The organism is Bradyrhizobium sp. 23, from assembly GCF_023073295.1.
Taxonomy (GTDB): domain Bacteria; phylum Pseudomonadota; class Alphaproteobacteria; order Rhizobiales; family Xanthobacteraceae; genus Bradyrhizobium; species Bradyrhizobium canariense_D.
The window spans coordinates 186,322-204,723 of record NZ_JADPJF010000158.1; the positions used below are offsets into that span (position 1 = coordinate 186,322).

Genomic DNA, 18,402 nt, shown 5'->3' on the forward strand with positions numbered 1-18,402 from the left:
GCCAGCCGTGATGTGCGGGCCTGCGAGGTCGAGCGGCAGCTCGGCTTTGGCCGGCGAGGGGACAGAATTGGTCGGAATTTTTCGCATGGAATTGGCACTATCGCAGACCAAATCCGCGCCTACAACTGTTCTGGCATTGTTCAAATCCGACAGGAGCGGCCGTGAGCCAGACCGAGAACCAGAATTCCTATCCGATATCCACGCGCAACCAGGTGAAGCGCCGTCATGACCGCGGCTTCTACGATCACGACACCGTTCATCGCATCCTGGATTCCTCGATGCTCTGCCACGTCTCCTACGCGATCGACGGCCAGCCCTATTGCACGCCGACCTTCTTCTGGCGCGAAGGGACGAAGCTGTACTGGCACGGCTCAAGCGCCAGCCGCATGCTGCGCAACCAGACCAGGGGCGAGCGCGTGTGCCTGACGGTCGCCCATCTCGACAGCCTGGTGCTGGCGCGCTGCGGATTCAATCACTCGGCCGACTACCGCGCCGTGATGGCATTCGGCACCGCCTATCTCGTCACCGATCCCGACGAGAAAGAGCGCGCGGTCATCGCGATGGTCGACCGCTTCTTCCCCGATCGCACCGCGAGCCTGCGGGCGAGCAACACCCAGGAGATCAAGGCGACCTCCTTTATCGCGATGGAGATCGAGGAGGCCTCCGCGAAAATCCGGGCCAAGGGTGTCGCCGACGACGACGAGGACTATGAATTGCCGATCTATGCCGAGCGCATCCCGGTGCGCACGGTGCTCGGCGCGCCGGAGCCTTGCCCGCGGCTGCTCGACGGCGTGCGCCGGCCGGCGACACTGAATGGCTATTCGGAGGGCCGGCTGCTCGAAGATGCATTGCGGGATGCCTATTTTGCAGAGTACCGGAACGGCTGAAATCGGTTAGCTTGCGCTCCATCGATGATCTCAATGCCCGATTGGAGTTGCCGGATGAATGCCGAAACGCAGCAGAGGATTCTTGACGCCGTCGATGCCGGCTTCGAAGCCCAGCTCGCGACCACACGCGATCTCGTCGCGATCCCCTCGACGCGCGGTGCGGAGGGGCCATGCCAGGACATGATCGGCGACCTCCTGCGCGCGCGCGGATACGAGGTCGACGACTGGCACATCAATGTCGACGACCTCAAGGATCTGCGCGGCTTCGGGCCCATCGAGCACGATTTTTCGAAGGCCCGCACTGTGGTCGGCACGTACCGGCCCAAAACCGAGGCGGGCAAATCGCTGATCCTCCAGGGCCATTGCGACGTGGTGCCCGCGGGGCCGCTGGAATTGTGGGACACCCCGCCGTTCTCGCCCGTCATCAAGGACGGCAAGATGTTCGGTCGCGGTGCCTGCGACATGAAGTCGGGCACCATCGCAGCGCTCTCCGCGCTCGATGCGATCAGGGCCGCGGGCCTGAGGCCGACGGCGCGGATTCACTTCCAGTCTGTGATCGAGGAGGAGAGCACCGGCGTCGGGGCGCTCTCGACGCTTCAACGAGGCTATCGTGCGGATGCCTGCTTCATTCCTGAGCCGACCGGCGGCAAGATGGTGCGCTCGCAGGTGGGCGTGATCTGGTTCCGCCTGCGCGTGAAGGGCCATCCGACCCATGTCGCCTTCGCCGGCTCCGGCGCGAATGCAATCATGGCGGCCTATCATTTGATCCAGGCGCTGCAAAAACTCGAGATCGAGTGGAACGAGCGCGCGAAAGCCGATCGTCACTTCAAGACGCTGAACCATCCCATCAACTTCAACCCCGGCATCATCAAGGGCGGCGACTGGGCCTCCAGCGTGCCGGCCTGGTGCGACGTCGATTGCCGGATTGCCGTGTTGCCGGGCTGGTCGATCGCCGATCACCAGAAGGAGATTCTTGCGTGTGTCGCCGCCGCCGCACGCAACCACCGCTTCCTCGCCAACAATCCGCCGGAGATCGAATGGTCGGGCTTTTTGTCGGAAGGCTATGAGCTGACCAATGCCACCGCGCCTGAGGCGGCGTTCGGCAAGGCTTTCAGCACCGTCTATGGCGGCCAAATCGAAGACCTCGTCTTCACCGCGCTCACCGACACCCGCTTCTACGGCCTCAATCACGGCATCCCGAGCCTGTGCTTCGGCGCGAGTGGCGGCGAGATGCACGGCTTCAATGAATATGTCGATCTGGACTCGCTGAAAAAGACGACCAAGGCATTGGCGCTGTTCATCGCGGATTGGTGCGGGGTGGAGCAGGGGTAGGGGCCTTCCCCCGTCATGCGAGGAGCCCTTGCGACGAAGCAATCCAGACTGCCACCGCGGAGGCAGACTGGATTGCTTCGCTGCGCTGGCAATGACGGGGGCTGCCCAATCCACCCGCGTCCCAAAATCCTTTAAGCTTAAAATAAAGACTAGGATGGCGGCCGCGCCGGTGGCAGACTAAGGCCCGGTCCGCAGGACAGTCCGAGGAAGGCACGATGCGCGATTGGGATGACGCCTACGCCAATTCGGCCCATATCCCGGGCTCGGACAAGATACCGGCGCTGTGGGCGGAGCGCGCGGCGGCTTATCGCGCCGGACTGAAGGAGTTTCGCGCCGACATCGCCTATGGCCCCGGCGAGCGCCAGCGCCTCGACCTGATCTTGCCCGACGGCGACAGCAAGGGCCTCGTCGTCTTCGTCCACGGCGGCTACTGGATGCGCTTCGACAAATCGGCATGGACTGATCTCGCCGAAGGCGCGCGGCATCACGGCTGGACGGTGGCACTGCCAAGCTACACGCTGACGCCGGCCGCGCGCATCTCCGACATTACTGGGGAAATCACCACAGCGATCGCCAAGGCGGCCGCGCTGGTCGCGGGCCCGATCCGGCTCGCCGGCCATTCCGCGGGCGGGCATCTCGTTACGCGCATGCTGTGCGACGACAGCCGGCTGGAGCCCGCCGTCTTCAACCGCATCGCCGGGACGCTGTCCATCAGCGGCCTGCATGATCTGCGTCCGCTGCTCAAAACCAGGATGAACAACACCCTGCGCATGACGATGGAGGAGGCCACGCTGGAAAGCGCGGCGCTGCATCTGCCGCGCGGGCCTTCGCCGGTGACCGCCTGGGTCGGTGGCAACGAGCGGCCCGAATTCATCCGCCAGTCCGATCTGATGGCCAATGTCTGGACTGGTTTCGATTTGCCGACGCGTCTTGTCGTCGATCCCGGGCTGAACCATTTCACCGTGATCGACGCCCTCAAGGACCCGTCGTCGCCCATCACCGCGCGCCTGATCGGCCTCGACTGACGAGGCCTTGAAGATCGATCGAAAGGGCCTGCCATGACGTCCAGCCAATACGATCCCGCAAGCGAAGGCGCTGAGACCGATTTCGCCCGGCGCATGTCCTATGGACACTATCTGGCGCTGGACGCGATCCTCGGCGCGCAGCATCCCCTGTCGGAAGCCCATGACGAGATGCTGTTCATCATCCAGCATCAGACCACCGAGCTGTGGATGCGGCTCGCCATCCACGAGCTCAGCGCCGCACGCCGTTCGATCGCGAAGGATGAGGTGCAGCCTGCAATGAAGATGCTGGCACGGATGTCGCGCATCTTCGAGCAGCTCAACGGCGCCTGGGACGTGCTGCGCACCATGACGCCCAGCGAGTATACGCGCTTCCGCTCGCAGCTTGGCCAGTCTTCAGGCTTCCAGTCGCGGCAATACCGGCAGATCGAATTCCTGCTCGGCAACCGCAACCACGCCATGCTCAAGCCGCACGCGCACGATCTGGAAACAACGCAGCTGCTCGAAGCCGAGCTCGCAACGCCAAGCCTCTATGACGAGGTGCTGCGGCTCGCCGACCGCAACGGGCTCAAGATGCCTGCGGCCGTGCTGGCGCGCGATGTTCGCGAGAGTCATAGCTTCAATGAAGGTGTGCTGCAGGCTTGGCGTATCGTCTACGAGGCGCCGGAAACGCACTGGATGCTCTACGAGCTCGCCGAGAAGCTGGTCGATTTCGAGGACTATTTCCGGCGCTGGCGCTTCAACCATGTGACGACGGTCGAGCGCGTCATCGGCTTCAAGCGCGGCACCGGTGGCACTGGCGGCGTCAGCTACCTCAAACGCATGCTGGAGGTCGAGCTGTTTCCGGAACTCTGGCGCGTGCGCACGATCCTGTAGAGAATTCCATGACCAAGCTTCGCGTCTACGACGACACCAAAGCGCTGTTCCATATGCCGGACGGTGTGATCTATCTCGACGGCAATTCGCTCGGCGCGTTGCCGCTTGGCGTTGCCGAGCGCGTCAGCCGCGTCATCACCGCCGAGTGGGGCGATGACTTGATCCGCGCCTGGAATACGGCTGGCTGGTATGCCCAGCCGCGCCATGTCGGCGATCGCATCGCGCGCCTGATCGGTGCGGAAGCCGGCTCCGTCATGGTCGGAGATACGCTGTCGCTCAAGGTCTATCAGGCGCTCGCCGCCGCGCTCGACATGAACGCGTCGCGCAAGGTCGTTCTATCGGACACCGGCAACTTTCCGACCGACCTCTACATGGCCGAAGGCCTGATCGCGACCCTTGGCCGTGGCCATCAATTGCGCCTGGTGGCGCCGGAGGAGATCGAGGCTTCGTTGTCGGAGGAGATCGCGGTGCTCTACATCACCGAGGTCGATTACCGCACCGGACGGCGCCACGACATGGCGAAGCTGACTGCAAGAGCGCATGCGCTCGGCATCGTCACGGTCTGGGACCTCGCGCATTCGGCCGGCGCGCTGCCAGTTGACCTTGCAGGCACCGGCGCGGATTTCGCCGCTGGATGCACCTACAAATACATCAACGCCGGCCCCGGCGCGCCGGCCTTCCTCTACGTTGCGCCGCGCCACGCCGACAGCGTGCGCGCCGCTTTGTCGGGTTGGATGGGGCATGCAAAGCCGTTCGCGTTCGAGCTTGCCTATGCGGCCGCAGGTGGCGTTGAGCGCATGCGCGTGGGAACGCCGCCGGTGCTGGCAATGGCGGCATTGGAAGCTTCGCTCGACATCTGGGACCGCGTCGATATCGCCGAGGTCCGAGCCCGCTCGCTGGCCCTCGGCGATCTCCTGATTGCCGAGGTCGAACGCCGCTGTCCGTCCTTGAAGCTTGTTACGCCGCGCACGCATCAGCGCCGCGGCTCTCAGGTCTCCTTCGCCTTCGACGGCGGCTATGCCGCGATGCAAGCCCTCATCGCCCGTGGCGTGATCGGCGATTTCCGCGCGCCTGACATCATGAGGTTTGGCATCACGCCGCTGTATATCGGCGAGGGCGAGATCGTGCGGGCAGCCGAGTTTATCGAGGAGGTGATCGCGGGCGAAATTTGGCGGCGGCCGGAGTATCAGGTGGTGAATGCGGTGACGTGAGGTGCGAACGCTGTCTCCCCGTCATTGCGAGCGCAGCGAAGCAATCCAGAAATGTATCCGCAGAAAAATTCTGGATTGCTTCGCTGCGCTCGCAATGACGACCTCGACGTCATTGCTTTGCCGCGAAGAGCAATTCACCCTGTGAGCAGAATGATTTGGGAGGAGATCCGATGACGCCGCTCGAGAAAATTAAAGCAATGAAGATGCCGTTTGCCGAACTCAAGGGCGTCGAGTTCGTCGAGGCCGGGAAAGATCGCGTGGTGGCGCGGATGACGGTCAGGCCTGATCTCTGCACGCTTCATCACACCATCCACGGTGGCGCCGTGATGGCGCTGGCAGATTCCGTCGGCGCAGCGGCCACCGTGATCAATCTGCCGGAGGACGCCAAGGGCACAACCACGCTCGAGAGCAAGACCAATTTCATCGGCGGGGCCAAGGAGGGAACAACGGTGATCGCGACCGCCACCCCAGTCCACAGAGGCCGGCGGACCCAGGTCTGGACCACCCGGCTGGAGACCGAGGACGGCAAGCTGGTTGCCGTGGTGACGCAGACCCAGCTGGTCCTCGTGTGAATACGGGGGCTTGATTCCATTAACGAATTAGTGGCCCCCGTGCCCGAAACTTGGGCAGGTTCCGGTCTTGAAAAGTTTGTTGCGATGCACAATATTGGAGGCCTAGGGATTCGAACGCCTCCTCGAGGGACACCAAGAGGAGTTTTGACTTGTCACTCGCAGCAGATTTTGGACTTGAAGTAACCAACCGCCCGAAGTCCGTTCAGGGCTACGTGCGGACCTTGAGCCAGCAGGAAGAATTGCCGCTTTTGCGCGATCACCTGCTGAGGCTCGATGCCGAAAGCCGGCACGACCGCTTCAACGGTTTTCTCGACGACAGTTTTATCGAGCGTTACGCCGCCCGCTGTGCCGAGGACGGCACCGTTATTGTCGCCTATATCGTCGATGGCGTGGTCCGCGGTGCGGCCGAGCTGCATCCGCCCGAGGGCGATTCGCTGCCCGAGGTCGCCTTCAGCGTGGAAGCTTCGGCGCGGCGCCAGAACGTCGGCACCGTGCTGTTCAGCCGCCTGATCGCGGAAGCGCGCTGGAAAGGCTACAAGCGCCTGCGCATCACCACCGGCGCCGAGAATCACCCGATGCGCGCGCTCGCCAGGAAGTTCGGGGCGCATCTGCAATTCCGTCATGGCGAATCGACCGGCACGATCGATCTCGCCAAGGCGCCTGAGGACGAACTCGCTGATCTCGCGGCCTCGCCATTCAGGGCCGGCCGCGCTCTTATCAGCTTCAACTCGACCTGCTGGAAGATCATCTCCAGCATCTACGGCAATCGCGCCGCCTGACCTGAAAAATCCGATTGGAATCAAAAAAGCGGACCGGCAAAACCGGTCCGCTTTTGTATTGTATGTAGGGACTAGGCCGTCAGGTGCCGGTGCGCTTGTCGTTGCCGAAGCGGCGCACGACACGGCGTTCGACCACCACCGAGCGCTGCGCACCCTGTTCGCCGGCGATCACGCGGGTCGAGGTGATGCGGCTGTTGGTGCGAACCTGCTTCTTGACCTCGGCCTGGACGACATCGAGCGGCATGCCCATCAAGGCTGCGGCGATCTCGGCCTGCTGCTCCTGATCATCGGTGATGCCGACGGCGGCGAAGATCGCCTCGTCTAAGGTCGGGGGATCGTGGCGCACGCGCCGCGTGCCATATTTGGTATTCCAGTCTGCGTTCATAACGGCCTCGTTTCGATGCCGGGATACCTAGTGCCGTCTATGTTGCATTGCAATATGAAATCGGTGTGGCATCTCAGCTATGCACCGGTTGGGTGTCAGGGTAGTGACGGGAGACCGGCAACATCCGCAACCCGCTGTTGTGGCCAGCGTTTCAGCGCCGCCTGGCCAGCTTCCGTCAGCCCGTAGATTCCCCGCTCGGTGCGTTCGAACCAGCCATACACATTGTTAAGCATGATCTTGCCGGCATCGGGACAGCGCCGGCGCAATTCGCTCACCCGCCGCGGGCCTGCCGCGAGCTCCGAGGCGCAGGCCAGTGCCTGCTGCCGATAGGCCGTCATGATCGGCGCGCGCGTGCTGCCGCCCAGCGCCGGATCGCCCTGGCGGCGCTGATGCTCTGCGACTAGGCGCGAACGGACCTTCGGCTCCCGGCGTGGGGCTGCCGTCGGCGGCTTCACCAGCACCTCGACCTGACCGCGGTCGGTCACCCCGAGCATGCCGAAGCCGAGGCGGCGACAGAGATTGCGATAGCGTGCGTCGGTCTCGCGTCCCTTGCCGCGCGCTGACATCTTTGCCGCAATCCAGACCTCGTCGCCGGCCGGTGCACGATCGACCGCCTGAAGGATCAGCTCGAGATTGAAGGTCAGCTTGAGCTCGCCGATCACCACCACCGGAGGATCGCCGGCGCTGAGGCCCACGAGATCGCAGCCGCCGATCTCGCCCTTGACCGTGAAGCCGAGCTCTTCGAGGAAGCGTTTGACAGGCAGATAGAGCGTGGTTTCCAAAGGAAGCTTCCGAATGTCACGTTCGATCGGAGAATCAGTCTGCGTCAGTTTAGCCCCGGAATGGACTTAGAGCTCTGCGCCATTTGATCGGGAACAGATGATCCGGCTATCCTGCGGGTGGGACAATCGGGCGCTTCACGAAGATGACCATCAGGAATGGGCTCTATCATATCCGCATCGAAATGCTGGATGCCGTCCAGGGCGGCAACCAAGGCGTCATGGTGATGCGCGACGGCACCATGCGGGGCGGGGACTCATTCTTCTTCGCCTACGGCAGCTACACCTCGGCCAACGGCAAGTGGAAGGGCGAGCTGACCAACGAGGAGCATTCCCCCTCGTTCGACGAGCGCCCGGTGTGGGGCCGCAAGGTCGTGACCATCGGCTTCAGTGGCACTTACAATGGCGAGACCGCGTACGGCGAGGGCATCGCGCTCGCCGGCAAGCAGAGCATCCGTTTCAGAGGCAATCTCCGGCTCTTGGTGCCGGATTGATTACACCCGCCCGCCAACCGGGATCAGCGCGCCGGTGACGCCGCTGGCGGCATCGCTGGCGAGGAACAGAATGACTTCGGCGAGTTCCTGCGGTGTCACCCATTTGGCGAAGTCGGCCTTCGGCATGTCGGCGCGGTTGGCCTTGGTGTCGATGATCGAGGGCAGCACCGCGTTCACGGTCACCTTGCCTTTCCACTCGCTCGCCAGCGCCTCGGTGAGCCGGTGGACGCCGGCTTTCGACGCCGCATAGGGGCCCATGCCGGAGCCGGCCTGAAGCGCGCCCATGGCCCCGATATTGACGATGCGGCCGGCCTTGGACGCGGCCAGATGCGGCAGGGCCGCCTGCGAGGCGTTGAGTGCCGTCAGCACGTTGAGCGCATGCATGCGCTGCCATGTCTTGACGTCGCCGTCGCCGACGGTCTCGAAGGCGAAGCCACCGGCGATGTTGACCAACACGTCGAGCCCGCCAAAGTGTCTCGCCGCTGCCTCGACCGCCGTCTTTGCTTGTGCTGCGTCGGACAGATCGACGCCGCCGATCTCGATGCGCTCAGGCATCGCGGAGATTTGCGATGGCGCATGGTCGATGCCGGCCACGCGCGCGCCGCGTGCCAGCGCGGTCTCGGCGACCACCTTGCCGAGCGCGCCGAGTGCGCCGGTCACGATCAGAACCTTGCCTTGCATCATTGTTCTCCCGGCACGGCCGCTTAAGATTTACGGCCGCCTACGATTGCAGATAGCGCGCCTTTAGTGCGATCCGCTCCGGTGTGCCGAGCTCGAGACCGTCGCGCAAGTAGGTTTCGAGATCGCCATACTCGCTACCGACGGCCTCGAAAGCAGCCGCAAGATACGAGGCCTCGACGTTGCCGATCGCGTCGAGAACATCGGCGGGAAGATCGGAGACGTTTGATGCGTCGCGCTTGTAGTGCTGGTTGGTCAGCAGATAATCCTCGGCAATGACGTCATCAGATACGCCGAGCGCATGCAGGATCAGCGCGCTGGCAAAGCCGGTGCGGTCCTTGCCGGCGGTGCAGTGGATCACGAGCGGCGCGCGGTCCTCCAGGAGATGCCCGAACAGGTTGCGGAAACTGGCCGTGTTGTGGCGTACATAGTTGCGATAGGATTCGCGCATGAGTTCGAGCGCGACCGGCGCGGTCAACCTGCCCCTGCCGAGCTCGGCGCGCAGCGCAGCCACGACTGTCGGCTCGATCGGCAGCGAATGCACGGCGATCTCGTTGACCACGCAGACACCCGCCGCGCGTTCCTCGACGCCACGAAAATCGAAGGCGCTGCGCACGCCCAACGCGCGGACGATCTCGATATCGGCAGCAGTGAGCTGGCCGAGATGGTTGGAGCGGAAGATCTGCCGCCATCGCGTGATACGGCCATCTGCGGTCGGATAGCCGCCGAGGTCGCGAAAATTGCTGGCGCCTTGCAGGGCGAGATGGCGGGTAGGGGAGTCTTTCATGGAGGTGTCTTGTCACGCATCTGAAGCGGTCGGTGAACGCCTGTGCGACCATATGATCCCGCAATCAGGTCCGGAATCAAAAAGGGCCGAAACACCGTTGTTTCGACCCTTTTTCGAACTGACGCCGGGCATCGAGAGACCGCGGCGGTATTGAACCGAACGCAGGCATCAGCGATCCCATTTCGGCTTGGCTTCATCGACTGCTTCCTGATGGTACCAGCTTCCGCTGCAAATCGTCTCGTTCACGGGGAGCGAGGCGTGGTTGGCGGGAAGGCGGGTCTCACCGTTGCGGCGCCCCCCGAGAGCCGAGCGGCCCCCGACAGGGAATTGGTAGATCTGTGCAGATCCGTGACTCAGTCCATTGTTCATCATTGCGGTATCTCCCGAGATCGCAGCGCTGGCCTCCATGGTGCGCCCGACTCGTTGGCTTGTGGTTACTGGAATCCCCATATCGGCCGTGCATTCCGAAATGCAAAGTGCTGAAAAGGAAATCACCCTTGGCCTATTTTGTAGGCAGACTGCATTCTGCTTCCTCTAAGGCAGCGCTCGGGTGGCTAACGCGTGGGCCGTTGCGAAGGTTGCGGGCGACGGTCGCAGTCTTGGCGAATATTGCCCGACGTTGATGCGCGTTTAGCCGGCAACCTTAGACCCGGGCCGGCCTGCTTCAAAATCGGGCGATTTCCGCGGGATTTTTGCGATGCAGCTTCACGCAAAGGTGCGCCGCTATGACGCACGGCGCACTGGCCGATCCGCCGGGAGGGAAGAGGGGGCCGGCGGCGGTGGAAAACCTCCCGCGCTGCGGCCTTTTGGCACGTTAAATGCTTGGAAAGGGTCGGCCGATGTTGGCCGGGTAAACAATCGTGCGGGGGCCTGCGGCCCCCACCTTTCGCATCATCTACAGAGAGGCTCAATGACCAAGTATAAGCTCGAGTACATCTGGCTCGACGGATATACGCCGACTCCGAACTTGCGCGGCAAAACTCAGATCAAGGAATTCGCGTCGTTCCCGACGCTCGAGCAGCTTCCGCTCTGGGGCTTCGATGGCTCCTCCACCCAGCAGGCTGAAGGCCACAGCTCCGATTGCGTGCTGAAGCCGGTCGCGGTGTTCCCGGATGGCGCCCGCACCAACGGCGTGCTCGTGATGTGCGAAGTCATGATGCCCGACGGCAAGACCCCGCACCCGACCAACAAGCGCGCCACCATCCTTGACGATTCCGGCGCCTGGTTCGGTTTCGAGCAGGAATACTTCTTCTATAAGGACGGCCGTCCGCTCGGCTTCCCGGCCTCGGGGTATCCGGCGCCCCAAGGTCCGTACTACACCGGCGTCGGCTTCTCGAACGTCGGCGACGTCGCCCGTAAGATCGTCGAAGAGCATCTCGACCTCTGCCTGGCTGCCGGCATCAACCATGAAGGCATCAACGCGGAAGTCGCGAAGGGCCAGTGGGAATTCCAGATCTTCGGCAAGGGCTCCAAGAAGGCCGCTGACGAAATGTGGATGGCCCGCTACCTGATGCTGCGCCTGACCGAGAAGTACGGCATCGACATCGAGTTCCACTGCAAGCCGCTCGGCGACACCGACTGGAACGGCTCCGGCATGCACGCCAACTTCTCGACCGAGTACATGCGTACGGTCGGCGGCAAGGAGTACTTCGAGGCGCTGATGGCGGCCTTCGACAAGAACCTGATGGACCACATCGCCGTCTACGGCCCGGACAACGACAAGCGTCTGACCGGCAAGCACGAGACCGCGCCCTGGAACAAGTTCAGCTACGGCATTGCCGATCGCGGTGCTTCGATCCGCGTGCCGCACTCCTTCGTCAACAATGGTTACAAGGGCTATCTGGAAGACCGTCGTCCGAATTCGCAGGGCGACCCATACCAGATCGCTTCGCAGATCCTGAAGACGATCGCCTCCGTGCCGGCCGACAAGAAGGCCGCCGCCTAAGATCCTCCCGGCCCGGGCTGGGGGGCTGGCCCCGGTTGGACTTCGATCCGCCGAAGCCGAAAGGCTTCGGCGGATTTTTCATTTTGCTGACAGCCGTTGCGGAGACTCATCGGACCTCATGGCCGGAAACTTGTCCATCGCCGCCGAAAGCGGGATAGAGTGCGTCTGGGTGCGCGCAGGGCCGGGGACGGCTGGTGTTTGAAGGCTTCTACAAGGTGAGATTTCAGCTCGGCGACCGGGTCGGCCGGAGCGTGATGCATGCCGGCAACGGCAAGATGCTCGGCGGCAATTCGGCCTTCGCCCATATCGGCACCTACGTGAAGACCGAAGCCGGCGTCGACGTCGTGATCAACACCGTCCGCCACAACCCCGATCCGAACTATCGCGCCATGGCGGGCACGGACGATGCGACGTTGCTTGCCAAGGGCTGGGCCGACGGCGATCTCTATCGCTTCAAGGGCGAGCTCAAGGAGCTGCCCGGCGTACCCTTTCAGTCGTTGATGACACCGATCACCGAAGACGAGATGCCGATCGCCGGCGGTGTCGGCGAGGCCGGTATCGCCGACGGGCTCTACTCGGTGCATCTGCGCATGCTCGATGGCGTCGACGGCGGTCTCACCGGCGTGATGCTGCTCAACAAGGGCCGCATCCTCGGCGGCGATGCATCGTTCTATTATCTCGGCAGCTACACCGCCGCCAACGGGCGCTGGAAGGGCCAGATCCTCAATCAGGAGCACACGCCGGCCAAGGACGATCCGATCTTCGGCGGCCACGAGGTCGGCATCGGCTTCTCCGGCACCTATGATGCCGAAGAGGCGGTGCTGGAGGCAACGGCGCTCGCCGGCAAGCGCAGCCTGCGCCTGACCGCCGCGCTCAAGCTGATGCACCGCGCCTGATCGTCACGGGAATCGCTGATGGAAACAATTCGCATGCTCTCGACGCTCGGCCTGATGGGCGCGATGCGCAGCCTCTCCTCCGCGTACGAGACCGCGACCGGCGTCCACATCGATGCCGATTTCGCGCCGACGCTGGCGCTGCTCAAACGGTTGCGCGACGGCGAGGCCGCCGATCTCGTCATCCTCACCCGCGAAGGGCTCGACGAGATGATCGGCGAGGGCCGTGTGATCGCCGAGAGCGCTGCCGATCTCGCGCGCTCCTTCGTCGGCATCGCGGTGCGGGCAGAGCAGGCACATCCCGACATCGCCACGGCATCCGCACTGCGCAACACGCTGCTCGCGGCGCGGTCGGTGGCCTATTCGCGACTGGGGGCGAGCGGGGTCTATTTCGCCCGGTTGATCGCGCAGATGGGGATCGCGGAAGAGATCAACGCCAAGGCCACCATCGTCGAGCAGGGCTTTACCGCGGAGCGGCTCGTGAGCGGCGAGGCCGACCTCGCGGTGCAGCAGATCAGCGAGCTGAAGCAGGTCGAAGGCATCGAGGTGGTCGGCCCGATCCCGCACGATCTGCAAACGCCGGCCGTGTTCTCCGCCGGTCGGATGACAAACGCCGAGAACGCCGACGCCGCTGACCGGCTGCTGCGCTATCTGGCATCGCCCGAGGTGGTCCCCGTGCTGCGCCAATCGGGACTCGAGCCTTGAATTTGCCGAGACTGCGACGCAACCTGGCGTCCATGCGGACTTTCCTCGTTGCCATCCTTCTCACGCTTGCGGTGCCGTTGTCGGGGCATGGGCAATCGGCCGACCTCGTGCTGTGCGACCGGGTCGCGGCCGATCCCAGCGATCCCGACAAGCCGGCCGACGTCAGGGGCGCGACCGAGATTGCGGCCTCCGACGTTGCGACCGCCATCAAGTTCTGCAAGCAGGCCGCGCCGTCGTCGCGGCGCGCGATGTTCGCGCTCGGCCGCGCCTATGCGGCCAACCGGCAACCGGCGGACGCGATGGCAGCCTGGCGCAAAGCTGCCGACAAGGGATCGAGTGCGGCGATGGTCGAGCTCGGCGTGGCCTACGGTACCGGCTCCGGCGTCGCCAGGGACGAAGCGCAGGCGCGGAAATTGTTCGAGAAGGCGGCGCAGGCCGGCAATCCCCGCGGCATCAGCAATCTCGCCGCGCTCGGCGGCAGCGGCGGTGCCGCGCCGGCCGATCCCGCACAGGCGCGCGCATTGCTGGGCAAGGCCGCCGAGACCAACGCGGAGGCGCAGTACCAGCTCGGCATGATGCTCTCCGAAGGCACGGGCGGGGCGAAGGACGACGCCGCGGCGCGCGCGCTGTTCGAAAAGGCTGCCGCGCAAAACCATCCCGGCGCGCTGGAGCGGATGGGCGCCTTCGCGCAGGAGGGCCGCGGCGGGCCAAAGGACAAGGACGCCGCGAAATCCTACTACGAGCGCGCCGCAGCGCTCGGCGACGAGGATGCCAAGCAGGCGCTGGAGCGGCTGCGCTGTCCCTATGCGATCAAGGACAAGCAGGGCAAGCTCGTCACCACGCTGTGCTTCTAAAGCCCGATGAACGCGCTGTAGATTTATTTGTGAGCATGATCTTTTTGGGAAACCGCTGCGCATTTTTCCGGATCATGCCGTAGCACCTCGGCCGGCGGGTTCGAAGCCGGCTTTGGTGAGTGCGCAAGGACCGTTCGCGACCGGCCAAACAAAAAAACTCGAAAAACAACCCCATGCACAGTAGCCAAGTGGTTGAAATCACAGGCCTGCAAATGGTGTGAAATCGCCATATGCGGAATTGCCGAAATTGCTTGCGCCGTCGGGCAAAACAGGCGCATGATGGCATCATGGCAGGGCGTGGCTTCGCGAATGGCCCTGCGCGAAAAAGCCCGATGGTCTTGATGCGATGGCAGTGCTAGGTAGCGCGTGCTTTCCTTATGATTTTGCGGGTCACTTGCGTTGCTGGACGGGCTCTACAAGGTTGAATACGGCGTCAACGATGCCTTCGGCCGCAGCATCATGTGCATGCATGATGGCAAGCTGCTGGGCGGAAATTCGGCCTTCGCGCATCTCGGAAGCTATTTCGAGCGCGACGGCGAGATCATCGCCGAAGTCATCACCGAACGGCACAACGACGATCCCAACTACAAGCCGCTGATGGGGGCTGATGTCGCCGCGATCGGCGCGCGCGGCCGACTCGTCGGCAACCAGATCCGTCTCGCGGGCAGCGCGGACACGATGCCGGGCGCCGGTTTCTGGGCCAATCTCACGCGGCTCGATGACGAGGGGCTGCCGCCGCAGGGGACGATCGGTCCAGGCGGGGTGGTGAACGGGCTCTATGCGATCCATCTGCGCGCGCTCGACGGTGTCGATGCCGGGCTCTCCGGCGTCATGCTGCTGATGGACGGCCGCATCCTCGGCGGAGATGCGTTCTTCTACTATCTCGGCTCCTATTCCTCGGCTGACGGCCGCTGGAAGGGCGAGATCCTCAACCAGGAGCACACGCCGGCGAAAGGCGAGAACCCCGTGTTCGGCGGTTATGAGGTCGGGATCGGCTTCTCCGGTACCTGCACGGCGGACAGCGGCGAGCTCGAAGGCATCGCGCTCGCCGGCAAGCGCAGCCTGCGGCTTGCGGCTTCGCTCAAGCTGATGCGAAGGGCGTAGGGCAGGTTACTCAAAGCTGGGATCTCCGCTCGAGAGGCTCAACAGGCCTGACGTCCGAGCCGCGGCAATGTCGGCAGGTGACCCCCAAGCGGACATATCGAAATCAAGACAGATCGAAACGGCCGAGACGAGAAGCACTGCGGCTCAGCTAGGGAAGTCCTTTTGTCATCGTAAAGGGATTGAACCCACGTTGCGCAAGGGCAGCCCACGAAGCTGCGCCAAGATGTGACAATCGGAAATAGTTTCGCGGCTTGGTCGGGTCGGTGTCCAACACGAACCCCGTCGGTAACGCGCGGACAGTCGTGGCATAGAACCCACCATCGGGCGACCTCTGGGATTCGATGACAGCGATCAGCGATTCTGCCCTCTTCGTCTTGCCGAGCAATTTCATCAAGAGAGCCATTTGGCTCGTCCCTTCGGTCCACACACCGTCTCGGTCTTCACCGTAAGAAAAGCCTCCGCCGACACTCATTCGCTGTTCGGCGGTCGTCATTGCCGATGCAAATTTCCCGGCCGCTCCGTGAAGCGCTGTTAAAGGCCAGATCTGGGCATCCAGAGCCAAAATCGGATTATGCGTGACACCGTCTTCAGCGGTTCCTGCGGCGAAACAGACGCACCCCGGATCCCACATCGTATTTACAAAGTACTCGGCAACCGTTGCCTTATCGCGCCAGCGCGAATCGCCTGTGCGGATCGCAAGAAGGCCAAACGCGGCGGCGAGGTCAGTATTATGTTCAGTCGATTTCCACGTCCGCACTTCCGGCGTCGGTTCGTGCCCAAACGTACCTCCCGTGAAACCGCCAGTACCGCGCGTATCGGCCCATTGCGCGACCCAAGCGCCAAGCCGCGCTGCACCATCGCGAAACGGGGAGCCGGTGTTCACATCATCAATCGACAGCAACGCCAACATGGCCCATGCCATGTTACCAACATCGCTTCCCACCTGATATCGATCCTCCAACCATTCGTTCCGATTATTGTCCCACCAACCCGGAAGTTTGGCGGAGCCATTCGCCACCACACCCGCGGCGTAAGCGTTTCGGAGCCGTCCATCATGCCAGGTCCGGTCATTATCGACGGCCCAGAGGATCGCCGCGCCCATCCGACTTGCTTTGTCTCGCTCACCGCAACCGACCAACGCGATGACGGCCACCGCATTGTCATAGAGGTATGCGGCGCCATGGAGAGGCCCCGATTCCACGGTCGGATAGCTGGGCAAAAACAACGGCCCTGGCTGCGCCTTATCAATTTGACTAGCGAGGTACCCGCATGCAGACGCTTCCGGTGTTGCCAAAGCCCGTAGTGGAGCGGTGGCTAAAATGATTATGAAGGTCGTTACGATCCATACGAAGGTTTCTATTCGGGCCACTTGGCCGTTCTCCAGGGTGGACGATGATTCTATACCCATCGGCGAAGTCTGGAAGTGGCCCCATCGCAATCGCGCTTGCGGTGCCCGCTCATGTCCGAAGTTAAGGGTAGACCGCCCGCCCTAACTGCCCACGGCCGAAACCGGCGCTATTGACCCACCGCGGACTCCGACGCATCGAGCTCCCCCTGAGGGAGTGGACGGTCGGGTTCCGATACTCGGAACTAATCGGGATCGCAACGGGATTCACATGCCTTAATGAAGCCGCGCACGACCGCTGCTTTAATTCGCGGTTCGGTAGCGAATTTGAGTAATGGGGGCGATCATGCAGGACTTTCAAGCTGAGCTGGCCTCTCGGCTCAACGAACTCTATTGCCGGCTCTCAGAACTGGAAAATCTTCGACTTCAGATCGAAGATGCGGAGCGATGCCATCGGGTTGTGATTGCACCGCCGCCCCTCGCAACTATTTCGCCGTCAAGCTCGAAAAGAGCCTGCACTTCGCTGAGGGAGCGGACGCGCTTTTGACCACCCGTGGCGGACATCGCTGTGTTGAGCTATAAGCGCAGGAGCGAACGTCCTTTTGGCATCATCTGATGGAGCAGCAAGGTCAGTGGCAGGTCGCTGGTAGTGCGCCCGAAGTGTACGAACGGGAGTTGGTCCCGGCTGTGTTTGGGCCATGGGCCCCCGTCCTGATAGACCTCGCTCGGCCGAAGCTGGGCGAACGCGTAGTCGATATTGCTTGCGGCACTGGAATAGTGGCGCGCCTTGCGGCGGTGAAGGTGGGCCCTACCGGGATCGTGACGGGCATCGATCTCAATCCTGGCATGTTGAACGTGGCACGATCGCTCGGGATGGCCGATGACGCTGCCTCGGTTCAATGGCAGGAGGCCAGTGCAGACAAACTGCCGTCCGCTGACAGCGCGTTTGATATTGCGTACTGCCAACTCGGCCTCCAGTTCTTCGCCGACAGACCAGCTGCTTTGCGCGAAATGCGCAGAGTTCTATCTTCAAGGGGAAGGCTCGCCCTCATGGTGTGGTGCGGCATCGATCAAAGTCCCGGGTTTGAATCTTTAGCCAAAATACTGGAGCGCCACATCGGTCCAGCGGCGGCCACAATCATGCGAGCTCCATTTGGACTCGCCGATGCCGATGAGCTGAGCCGACTTGTCGCTGCTGCGAACTTTCAGGATATCACGGTTCAACGGAGGGTCGGTGCCATCGAGTTTCCATCCGTCGAACGATTTGTATCTAGCTATCTTGCGGGTTCGCCACTGGCCAGTCATGTATCGCAAGCAAGCGAGGTGGCTCGCGAACACCTGGCCGAAGATACCAAGTTGGAGTTGGGAAAATACGTGGGTAGTAGCGGGTTATCGTTCCCGATAGCAGCTCACCTACTCACCGCAACCGCTTGATACGTGCGCTGATGGCATGGCCCTTAGCGGACCGCTGGCCTAGCCGCGCGGCCCCCGAGGGAGTGGATGATCCGCCGGTTTGCACGGGAACTTTTGTGCACTTTTGCACTTATCAGTCCTGCCGCGATGGTCGCGCTGATCAAGCGCTCCATCGAACTCCTCCAAGCTTCAGCTCCTAAAGTTCAAAGCCGAATGCCATCCGGTCGTCGACCTCCGAGCGATGCACCGTCCTGAGGGTGACCTGCCCCTGCCGATTTCCTCCAGTTGAAGTTAGAGTCCGGCCTTCTGAAGGACGGACAGATGAAGCGAGCCAGGTTTAC

20 protein-coding genes are annotated in these 18,402 nt (G+C 62.9%); 14 read left to right on the plus strand and 6 right to left on the minus strand.

Annotated features, from left to right (window positions below; translation table 11 throughout):
- The first annotated feature begins 161 nt into the window (after nt 1-161).
- The 7 genes from IVB32_RS42000 to IVB32_RS42030 all read left to right on the plus strand — a co-directional run bounded on the left by IVB32_RS42000 (nt 162) and on the right by IVB32_RS42030 (nt 6,679).
- The gene (locus IVB32_RS42000) at nt 162-887 is read left to right on the plus strand and encodes a pyridoxamine 5'-phosphate oxidase family protein (RefSeq protein ID WP_247368329.1); all 726 of its coding nucleotides are present in this window, start codon (nt 162-164) and stop codon (nt 885-887) included.
- Between the two features lie 54 nt (nt 888-941).
- Nucleotides 942-2,219: an ArgE/DapE family deacylase gene (locus tag IVB32_RS42005; RefSeq protein WP_247368327.1), complete on the plus strand. Its 1,278-nt coding sequence runs from the start codon at nt 942-944 to the stop codon at nt 2,217-2,219.
- A gap of 215 nt (nt 2,220-2,434) precedes the next feature.
- On the plus strand, nt 2,435-3,244 hold the full coding sequence (locus IVB32_RS42010; protein ID WP_247413192.1) for an alpha/beta hydrolase: 810 nt from the start codon (nt 2,435-2,437) through the stop codon (nt 3,242-3,244).
- A 33-nt stretch (nt 3,245-3,277) separates the two neighbouring features.
- Nucleotides 3,278-4,117, plus strand: coding sequence for a tryptophan 2,3-dioxygenase (kynA, locus tag IVB32_RS42015; RefSeq protein WP_247413193.1), 840 nt, complete (start codon nt 3,278-3,280; stop codon nt 4,115-4,117).
- Between the two features lie 8 nt (nt 4,118-4,125).
- Nucleotides 4,126-5,328 carry a kynureninase gene (gene kynU, locus IVB32_RS42020; protein ID WP_247368321.1) on the plus strand — a complete coding sequence of 401 codons (1,203 nt, stop codon included), beginning with the start codon at nt 4,126-4,128 and terminating at the stop codon, nt 5,326-5,328.
- A 170-nt stretch (nt 5,329-5,498) separates the two neighbouring features.
- A complete protein-coding gene (locus tag IVB32_RS42025; RefSeq protein WP_085352975.1) occupies nt 5,499-5,900 on the plus strand; it encodes a PaaI family thioesterase in 402 nt (133 codons plus the stop codon).
- 149 nt (nt 5,901-6,049) lie between these two features.
- The gene (locus tag IVB32_RS42030; RefSeq protein ID WP_085352977.1) at nt 6,050-6,679 is read left to right on the plus strand and encodes a GNAT family N-acetyltransferase; all 630 of its coding nucleotides are present in this window, start codon (nt 6,050-6,052) and stop codon (nt 6,677-6,679) included.
- A gap of 79 nt (nt 6,680-6,758) precedes the next feature.
- Here IVB32_RS42030 and IVB32_RS42035 read toward each other — a convergent pair whose 3' ends face one another.
- Together IVB32_RS42035 and IVB32_RS42040 are read right to left on the minus strand one after the other, a co-directional pair.
- Nucleotides 6,759-7,064 (minus strand): hypothetical protein, encoded by a 306-nt coding sequence (locus IVB32_RS42035; RefSeq protein WP_007591844.1) that lies wholly within the window; start codon nt 7,062-7,064, stop codon nt 6,759-6,761.
- A 95-nt stretch (nt 7,065-7,159) separates the two neighbouring features.
- The gene (locus IVB32_RS42040) at nt 7,160-7,846 is read right to left on the minus strand and encodes a DUF2161 family putative PD-(D/E)XK-type phosphodiesterase (protein ID WP_018456316.1); all 687 of its coding nucleotides are present in this window, start codon (nt 7,844-7,846) and stop codon (nt 7,160-7,162) included.
- A gap of 143 nt (nt 7,847-7,989) precedes the next feature.
- Between IVB32_RS42040 and IVB32_RS42045 the strand changes: the two genes are divergently transcribed.
- Complete coding sequence (locus IVB32_RS42045; protein WP_018456317.1) at nt 7,990-8,337, plus strand: GrlR family regulatory protein; 348 nt, start codon at nt 7,990-7,992, stop codon at nt 8,335-8,337.
- Here IVB32_RS42045 and IVB32_RS42050 read toward each other — a convergent pair whose 3' ends face one another.
- From IVB32_RS42050 to IVB32_RS42060, 3 genes are all read right to left on the minus strand, one after another.
- Nucleotides 8,338-9,018: an SDR family oxidoreductase gene (locus IVB32_RS42050; RefSeq protein WP_026233139.1), complete on the minus strand. Its 681-nt coding sequence runs from the start codon at nt 9,016-9,018 to the stop codon at nt 8,338-8,340. It abuts the gene before it with no gap.
- Nucleotides 9,019-9,058: 40 nt separating this feature from the next.
- Nucleotides 9,059-9,802 carry a tyrosine-protein phosphatase gene (locus tag IVB32_RS42055; RefSeq protein ID WP_085352978.1) on the minus strand — a complete coding sequence of 248 codons (744 nt, stop codon included), beginning with the start codon at nt 9,800-9,802 and terminating at the stop codon, nt 9,059-9,061.
- Nucleotides 9,803-9,970: 168 nt separating this feature from the next.
- Complete coding sequence (locus IVB32_RS42060) at nt 9,971-10,174, minus strand: DUF2735 domain-containing protein (RefSeq protein ID WP_007591835.1); 204 nt, start codon at nt 10,172-10,174, stop codon at nt 9,971-9,973.
- Between the two features lie 538 nt (nt 10,175-10,712).
- On the opposite strand from IVB32_RS42060, the gene IVB32_RS42065 reads away from it, so the two are divergent.
- The 5 genes from IVB32_RS42065 to IVB32_RS42085 all read left to right on the plus strand — a co-directional run bounded on the left by IVB32_RS42065 (nt 10,713) and on the right by IVB32_RS42085 (nt 15,303).
- The gene (locus tag IVB32_RS42065) at nt 10,713-11,747 is read left to right on the plus strand and encodes a glutamine synthetase beta-grasp domain-containing protein (protein WP_018456321.1); all 1,035 of its coding nucleotides are present in this window, start codon (nt 10,713-10,715) and stop codon (nt 11,745-11,747) included.
- 194 nt (nt 11,748-11,941) lie between these two features.
- Nucleotides 11,942-12,643, plus strand: a complete 702-nt coding sequence (locus tag IVB32_RS42070) for a GrlR family regulatory protein (protein ID WP_018456322.1) — start codon at nt 11,942-11,944, stop codon at nt 12,641-12,643.
- 18 nt (nt 12,644-12,661) lie between these two features.
- Entirely contained in the window at nt 12,662-13,345 is a 684-nt protein-coding gene (locus IVB32_RS42075; RefSeq protein ID WP_026233140.1) for a substrate-binding domain-containing protein, read from the plus strand.
- Between the two features lie 32 nt (nt 13,346-13,377).
- Nucleotides 13,378-14,199 carry a tetratricopeptide repeat protein gene (locus tag IVB32_RS42080; protein WP_018456324.1) on the plus strand — a complete coding sequence of 274 codons (822 nt, stop codon included), beginning with the start codon at nt 13,378-13,380 and terminating at the stop codon, nt 14,197-14,199.
- A 399-nt stretch (nt 14,200-14,598) separates the two neighbouring features.
- Nucleotides 14,599-15,303, plus strand: coding sequence for a GrlR family regulatory protein (locus IVB32_RS42085; protein ID WP_018456325.1), 705 nt, complete (start codon nt 14,599-14,601; stop codon nt 15,301-15,303).
- A 148-nt stretch (nt 15,304-15,451) separates the two neighbouring features.
- On the opposite strand, the gene IVB32_RS42090 is transcribed toward IVB32_RS42085, so the two are convergent.
- Nucleotides 15,452-16,672, minus strand: coding sequence for a hypothetical protein (locus tag IVB32_RS42090; RefSeq protein WP_247366721.1), 1,221 nt, complete (start codon nt 16,670-16,672; stop codon nt 15,452-15,454).
- Between the two features lie 591 nt (nt 16,673-17,263).
- Between IVB32_RS42090 and IVB32_RS42095 the strand changes: the two genes are divergently transcribed.
- Nucleotides 17,264-18,082: a methyltransferase domain-containing protein gene (locus IVB32_RS42095; protein WP_247366719.1), complete on the plus strand. Its 819-nt coding sequence runs from the start codon at nt 17,264-17,266 to the stop codon at nt 18,080-18,082.
- Nucleotides 18,083-18,402: the final 320 nt, after the last annotated feature.